Source organism: Nostoc sp. MG11 (genome assembly GCF_014904695.1).
Classification (GTDB): domain Bacteria; phylum Cyanobacteriota; class Cyanobacteriia; order Cyanobacteriales; family Nostocaceae; genus Komarekiella.
Genome location: NZ_JACXXN010000048.1, coordinates 24,839 through 31,821 on the forward strand (window position 1 = coordinate 24,839; position 6,983 = coordinate 31,821).

Genomic DNA, 6,983 nt, shown 5'->3' on the forward strand with positions numbered 1-6,983 from the left:
AATCTCGTTGCTTAAATACTTCTTAAAAGTAGAAAATTCCATAGAAAAAGCCCTCATAAATTTTATGGTGGCATTGATTTATATCTATGTTAAACTCAAGTGCGGAAACGTCTTTTACCCTTCCTGTGCTTGGCAATTTCTTTACGCTTGCGTTTTTCTATAGGTGTTTCAAAGTGACGATGCTTCCTCATATCTGGAAAAATCCCAGCCTTTGAAACTTCTCGCTTAAATCGGCGTAAGGCTGACTCAATGTGTTCATTGTCACCCACTATTATTTGGGTCATTATCTCTCCTGCTAAATTGACTTACTTAATGGCTCATAGTGGTAAGCCGCCCAGTTTACTAAAGTGCAAAAAAGGCAGACTCTTTGTCTGACCTGAAAATTCGCTCTCTCAAATTTCAGCTTTCAAAGCTTAGTAGCGGTTACGTCCACCGCCTCCACCGTATCCCCCCCGATTACCACCAGAAGAACCTCTGTCTTCTTTGGGCTTGGCTTTGTTAACTTTGAGGTCACGACCCATCCATTCAGCACCATCAAGAGCGGAGATGGCAGCTGCTTCTTCAGCTTCAGTTCCCATTTCCACAAATCCGAAACCGCGTAGTTGTCCTGTTTCGCGGTCATTCGGTAGTTGAACACGTCTTACAGTGCCGTATTCTGCAAAAACAGCGCTCAAGGTGTCTTGAGTAACTTCGTAAGAGAGATTGCCTACATAAATTGACATCGATTATCTCCAAAATCATAAATGTGTAGAGATTTAAATTTCGGAGAAAAGTCTGTAAATACCAAAAGGGAAAAGCCTGTCAATACTAAAAACAAAGATACTCACCGAATTAACTCTCCTAGTCTAGGATGACATAGAAGCCAATTCTCTGCATCCAGTAAATGGTTAGTTAGCCAGTGATGACCTGGGTGCAGTTGCAACTGGGGGAGATTAAACCAATGTTGCCTAACACTTTTGTCTTACTGTCTTACATAGGCTTACGGCTGAAGCAATATTAGCTTTCGTTTATCAACCGCAGCAACTCTTGTGTTGATATCTTGCCACTTAGATCAGCACCTTCGAGCAGGCTGTCTGCCAAATCTCGCTTGTGGTGATGCAAATCCACAATCTTATCTTCAATAGTATCTTTCGCTACTAAACGATAGATAGTGACCGGGCGTTGTTGCCCAATACGATGGGCACGGTCGGAGGCTTGGTCTTCTACCGCAGGATTCCACCAGGGGTCCATGTGAATGACGTAATCGGCGGCGGTCAGATTAAGACCAGTACCACCCGCCTTGAGGCTAATCAAAAATACATCTCCTGACCCTGCCTGGAAAGCATCCACCCGTTTTTTGCGCTCTGGAGCGGGGGTACTGCCATCTAAGTATTGATAACTAATACCTTGCTTATCTAGATAATCTCGGATGATGTGCAAATGGTCAACAAACTGACTAAACACAAGGGCTTTATGGCGATTGTCCAGTAGCTCACCCAGCACCTCACTAAAAAGTTGCAGTTTCGAGCTGGATAGTTCAGTGTCAGGCATAACAAGGCTGGGATTACAGCAAGCCCGGCGCAGTTTCATAATTTCTGCTAGCACTTGCAGGTGTTTCTGACCAGCAATTGCTTCACTTTCAGTCAGTTTGGATATTGCCTCCCGCCGCAACGCTTCATAAAATGCCATTTCCTCCCGACTAAACTCCACATGCAACAGAATCTCAGTACGAGAAGGCAACTCTTCTAGCACCTGATTTTTTGTGCGACGCAATAGGAATGGTTGAATGAGTTTTTTGAGTTTGTTGCGTGCAAGTTTATCTTGAAATTTCTCAATTGGGATTGCAAAGCGTTGATTGAAGCTTTCAAACGAACCCAGAAGCCCAGGATTAATAAAGCGGAACAAATTCCACAGTTCGCCGAGGTGGTTCTCAATTGGAGTTCCGGTGGTAATCAGCTTGAAACCACCTTTGAGGTTCATTGCTGCCTGGGAACGTTTGGTGGTCATATTTTTGATTGCCTGGGCTTCATCCAGCACAATCGTTTGCCACTGCACCTGGGACAGCATTTGGGATACTTCTTCCTGCTGCAACAGACCGTAGCTGCATACCAACATATCAAACGGTTGTAACCCAGAGAGTAATTTTTGGCGATCACTTCCACCAAATTGAACGATATTGAGTGTGGAGGCAAAGCGCTGCGCCTCACTCACCCAATTCATACACACTGAAGTGGGGGCAATAATTAGGGTTGGCCCCTCATGGGCACGCTTGTTGATAACAGCCAATGCCTGCACGGTCTTGCCCAGTCCCATTTGGTCTGCCAAGCAGGCTCCCACACCCCAATGTGCCAGCCGCGCTAGCCAGTTGAACCCCTCCATCTGGTAGTCGCGCAGGGAAGCTTGGAACGTAGAGGGGAGTTCCGGCTGGAGGCTTTGCACCTCCTTCAGACGCTCTCTGTGTGCCTTCCAGTGTTTGTCTGCTTTCACCTTGCCCACCTCGTCTACGAAATCCTCTAAGCCTAATGTTGCTAAAGGGTGAAAGCGTATACCTTTACTATGTTTTTCTGAAAACGCCCGTAATTCATCAAGGCGTTTGCGAAATGCTTGGGTTAAAGCTAGGAATTGACCGTCACCAAGCGGGATAAAACGACTTGGGGTTTTATCCAATAGTTCAAGTAGTTGCTGCATATCCAGCACTAGGTCGTTATCCAATTTCAATTCGCCAGTGGCTGCAAACCAGTCCTGCTGGCGTTGAATTGACAACTGGAAATCTTTGAGATCCGCTTGGTGCTTAATACGCAGTTTTTCTCCTTCTGGCCATTCCAGCACCACAGTGTTCGACAGTGCTTGCAGTTCCAAAAGCAGTTCCAAACAGTCCTCTGGCTGTTCTATTATCCATTCACCATCTTGTTCTTCAGTACGAGTTAAGGTAGGACAGGCTGCTATAACGGCATTAGCAAGTTGCTTTTCTTCACGCAGATTGCGTCTGGTTTGCAGTCGCTTACCGTCAATCTCTGCAATTACAGTCTCACCTCCCGTACCAGGGCGGTAGTAGGGGCCACCTTGGGCAAAGGGGCAAGATAGCAGGGATACTTTCAATCCTGTATTAGCAGGCAACAGGTGAATATGGGGTATAGTTTGGGCTGGTACTTCTGAGGCTCCTGCAAACCCGCCACCGATATCAGAATGCACAGTGACGATTCCAGAGACAGCATTGATGGCTGCCAAAACTTGCTTTTCGGCAATGGCAGGCACGTCTAAGCGATTCTCCTTGCCGATAATCTCTGCTATGCGTCGGTGTTTGGCATTAATCTCAATTACCTTGATTCGGGTTGGGGTTTCTTTGACAGCCAGCATATTCTGTGATTCTGTCAGTTTAGGAGAAAATTCCAAACTTAAGCGATCGCGTTTTCCTTTTTTGACGATTAATTCTGGTTCTCCCTTGACGATTTCCACACGGGTGGTGGGCGAATCTTCCCAAAAGACCAATGGGTGTCCAATTAAGGCAGAGATTGCCTTGGCGTTGAACGTATACTCGGTTTTGCTGTGATATCCATAATCGTAGTCAGTAAATGTTTCAATGCAGCCACATACTCGGATATCCTGGGGCGTGAGATAATCAAACTCACCCAGGTTCCCGCTCAGGCGCTTGATAGCTATGGGACGACCTTTGCTCCACTCCCCTTTGGCGTTAATCTTTTGCTCGCGGGGTTGCAAGATACATTTGCTGGGATAGAAAGTAATAAACCATGCTAAGCGCAGTTCTGCTGAGGCTTTTACAGGTGCTTGCGGTTCCTCCTCTAGATTTGCTAGTGCGTTTAAGCAAAGCTCCCAAGGTTCTTGAGGTCGAATCAAGTCTACTATACTATGAATGCCGCTATCTTCACGTAATACTGCTGCTTGTGTGTTATACGTACTGCGTGGTTTTAGCCGGGACAGGAGTTCTGCGGTTTCCATTGCTAGCCAGTGATAACCAGATCCTAGCGCTTGCTGACATAACGGTTCTAACAACTTGGGCAAACGCTTTTTCGCCTTGTCAACATCCACCCAGTAGAGGCATAGGGCACATAAGAGTGTTTCTAAGCTGTGGTGCTCTTCTAAGGGAGGAACTTGAACGCTGACTATAAATTCTTTTTGGGCGATATCACCTTGCTGGACTTGCAGCAAGATTTTCAATCTTGCATAAATAGTCCTGAGCCAATGATCTCCCTGGCGAGAAATCAGACTGGCGTACTCTTGGGCTTCTCGGAGGCGTTCGCGTGAACCATCCTTTAATAGAGCCAAGATAAAAAACAAGCCGCCCATAGTATTAAAATATATCTTTTGCTTGCTCCTAGCTTTTCTGAGGGCTTTGAGACCAACTGTGTAATACTTAATGGCTTGGTCATTTTCACCCCGTAGAAAACTCAGCCAGCCCCAAAAGACAGCAGCGTTATCTCGATACTTATCAGATATACGCTCTAAACTCTGTTGTGCTTCTTGTATACAACCCCGTATAAGCAGTTGTTCTGTCAAAATCAGTTGCAGATAATCTGAGCAGTGTCCTTCCTTTGTAGAACATTCTTCTAATAGCAGCGCAAACGGCTCTTCCGCAGGAGAACATTTTAGGGCTGCATTCAGGAGGATGCTAGATATGCCGCTTTCATATAATCCTTGTGGCAGGGTGCGAAACCAATCAGCATCAAATGGGTTATTGCAAACTTGCTCGAAGATTTTATCTATAGATGTCTTGTCCTTGTCATGACTGTATTTTTGGTAGTCTTCAATCTGTTTATTAATAAAACTAAGGTCTTGGCGGTAGAGACCAATGCGGACTTCCCGGATAAATTGGCGCTCGCTCTGGAAATACCGAGTTCCGTTTGCGTAACGACTAGATATTGGTAAAGCTTTGGACACAGAGGTCGCTAGAATTTCAAAATATCCTGCTTTTACCGCATCACGAGTAGCAATCTCTGTTATGAGCGGATGGCATTGAGGACCTTGCCCACTTAACTGAACTAGCAAGCCTGCTGCTAATAATCCATCAATGTGGCGGCTTAAGGTTTTGTTAATAAAAGGTTTATTGTTTTCATCTAACGTGCCGATTTGATTGAGGCAATTCATGAATGAAGTTCTGTTTATCGGTTCATAAATCACCGAAAATAATTGCACAATCTTTTGGTCTATGTGTGATAGCTGACGGTATGCCTGGGCCAGTTGCGTTTGTAGTTTTGTGCTATCAGCATCAGAATCGGTCATGGTACTAATCATCAACACCATTGTCAGGCACTTTAGTAGATTTTGTCACCAGCAAAGCCTCAAGCTGAGATATAAGCTCTTGCGCTTTTTGATGAATTGCTGGATTTTCTAAATTAGCTTCCCTAGTCAAATCGTAAAGCTTTTTGAGCCTGGTTTTCGTGTGCTTGATTTCTTGCTGTGTTGGGGTAGGTAGTGGCTCTGGAGCAGGTTTAGGCTTGAGAGCCTTGACCTGCTCTCGGATTTGGCTGAGCGATAATTCCTGTGCAATTGCATCTTCAAGGAGTTGTTGCCGTGCCGAGGAATCCTTCAATTTGGCTATCTCCCTGGCCTTGGTGTATTCAATTCGCCCCTGGCGTAGCGCCTCTAAAACTTCTCTTGGGAGGTTGAGGAGAGGTAGCCGATTTGCTACAAAGGAATCCCAACCCATCCGCCCTAGAGCTTCAAATACTGCCTGAACAGTTTCTCCCTCAGCTTGACCGATAACGTTATCTGCCGTTCTTTTTCCTTGAGATTCTTTCTGCATCCTGTACAACAGGGCTTTGACTTCTTCGCTAGACCGCGCTAATTGGAGAACCAACATCTGTAAAATTCCCTCTGTTTCCTCAACAGGGTTTAAATCTTCTCTCTGAAGGTTCTCGGTCAGGGCGTATAGCGTAGCCTCAGCATCAGTCATTCCCCTTACCGTCACTGGTACTTCAGCTAACCCCGCAACTTGGGCTGCTCTGAGTCGTCGCTCTCCGGCTACCAGCTCATAGCGCTTGTTCTCTAAAGGTCTCACCAAAAGGGGTTGGAGAATACCGTCGCGTTTTACTGACTCCACTAACTGTCGCTGCTTTTCTGGGTCGAAGTATCGCCGAGGCTGGGAGTGAGGTAGAGATATTTGCTCCAAGGTAATGGTATTAGTGGGTTCGGGAGGATTTTCATCCAGTTGAGTGAGAAGACCCACGGGCTTCTCAATCTTGCTCCTGTTAGAAGCAGGCGGGGATTTTCTTCGCTGTCTAGGGGAATTCATTGCAACTCCTCCACAAAAGCTGCCAACTGCTCAAATAAAGCAACAATAGGTTTATTTCTGCCTACAGAACACAGAGCTAGAGGCTTTCCTTCTCCTGAAGCTTCTGCAATAGCTGTAGCACGAGGAATGGGAGACAGTATGGGCGCAATACCTGATAATTGCTCCTTTATATCTTGTAATTTATTCTGGTCGTGAATGTTAGCCGCCGCATATATTGTCGGCACGAACCCAGCTATCCTGAGAGATTTATTGAGTCGCTTCTGTACTTTGGCTATGGTTTTCAGCAGTGAGGCTGTGCCTTTAAAAGCTTTGTGCTGAGTATGGATGGGAACGAGAACATGAGTCGCAGCTATCAAACTAATTATGCTCAGAAGCCCCAAAGAAGGAGGGCAATCAATTAAAATGAAGGCATAATTTTTGGTGGCCGAAGTTAGTATTTCCTTGAGTCGCAGTTCCCTTTCCAATTGTGCTACTAGCTCTTGCTCAACATTAGCCAAGAGGATATCTGAGGGCAGTAAGTCTACGCCATCTAAATTTTGGTGGATGGGTAAAGAAGGTTCCTCCGCGTCAGACATAAGGGCATCATATATAGTCTGTGCATCAGAAGGCAGATCTAGCCCAAAGAAGTCGGTAAGGGAACCTTGTGGGTCCATATCGGGTTGTGTTGCAAAAAAGGTTTGAAGTGATAAAATTCTCTAGAACTAAGATTATTTATGCAACAACTCCGAAGATGTCTGCAATAAAATTAACTTGG

The 6,983-nt window shown here is 45.6% G+C and carries 5 protein-coding genes; all 5 read right to left on the bottom strand.

Features of this window, described 5'->3' with window-relative positions:
* Positions 1–95: 95 nt before the first annotated feature.
* Positions 96–284 (bottom strand): 30S ribosomal protein S21, encoded by a 189-nt coding sequence (rpsU, locus tag HCR01_RS31725; RefSeq protein ID WP_193199973.1) that lies wholly within the window; start codon positions 282–284, stop codon positions 96–98.
* A 129-nt stretch (positions 285–413) separates the two neighbouring features.
* Positions 414–722 (bottom strand): RNA recognition motif domain-containing protein, encoded by a 309-nt coding sequence (locus HCR01_RS31730; protein ID WP_193199974.1) that lies wholly within the window; start codon positions 720–722, stop codon positions 414–416.
* Between the two features lie 274 nt (positions 723–996).
* Entirely contained in the window at positions 997–5,238 is a 4,242-nt protein-coding gene (locus HCR01_RS31735; RefSeq protein ID WP_413773988.1) for a DEAD/DEAH box helicase, read from the bottom strand.
* Positions 5,222–6,229, bottom strand: coding sequence for a ParB/RepB/Spo0J family partition protein (locus HCR01_RS31740; protein ID WP_193199975.1), 1,008 nt, complete (start codon positions 6,227–6,229; stop codon positions 5,222–5,224). Before HCR01_RS31740 ends, HCR01_RS31735 begins: the two co-directional genes overlap by 17 nt.
* Positions 6,226–6,882 carry a ParA family protein gene (locus tag HCR01_RS31745; RefSeq protein WP_193199976.1) on the bottom strand — a complete coding sequence of 219 codons (657 nt, stop codon included), beginning with the start codon at positions 6,880–6,882 and terminating at the stop codon, positions 6,226–6,228. The genes HCR01_RS31740 and HCR01_RS31745 overlap by 4 nt, the downstream gene beginning before the upstream one ends.
* Positions 6,883–6,983 lie beyond the last annotated feature (101 nt).